This is a genomic window from Amycolatopsis sp. 505 (assembly GCF_031625235.1).
GTDB lineage: Bacteria > Actinomycetota > Actinomycetes > Mycobacteriales > Pseudonocardiaceae > Amycolatopsis.
Genome location: NZ_JACKQP010000047.1, coordinates 1 through 281 on the forward strand (window position 1 = coordinate 1; position 281 = coordinate 281).

Sequence of the window (281 nt, forward strand, 5' to 3'; positions counted from 1 at the left end):
CCCAGCCGCTCCAGCAGGCCCTCGAAGTGCTCGAGCGAGGCCGTCCGGACCTTCAGCATCGTGCAGTGGTCGCCGCTCAGCGGGTGGATCTCCACGACCTCCGGGTAGTCCTCGGACTTCGACGTCTTCAGCAGGCAGCCGGCCAACGCGCAGCGCATCTCGACGACCGCCTGCAGCGGCTGGCCCGCCCGCCGCGCGTCGACCTGGGCGCGGTAGCCGGTGATCACGCCGGCCTCCTCCCGCCGTCGCCCCCGCTCGGCCACCGCCGGGGCCGACAGGCT

Annotated in this window: 1 protein-coding gene; it reads right to left on the reverse strand. The window is 74.0% G+C overall.

What is annotated here, in order from left to right; all coding sequences use genetic code 11:
* A partial coding sequence (locus H5965_RS46075; RefSeq protein ID WP_310977653.1) for an Lrp/AsnC family transcriptional regulator occupies positions 1-227 on the reverse strand: 227 nt, incomplete at its 3' end.
* Positions 228-281 lie beyond the last annotated feature (54 nt).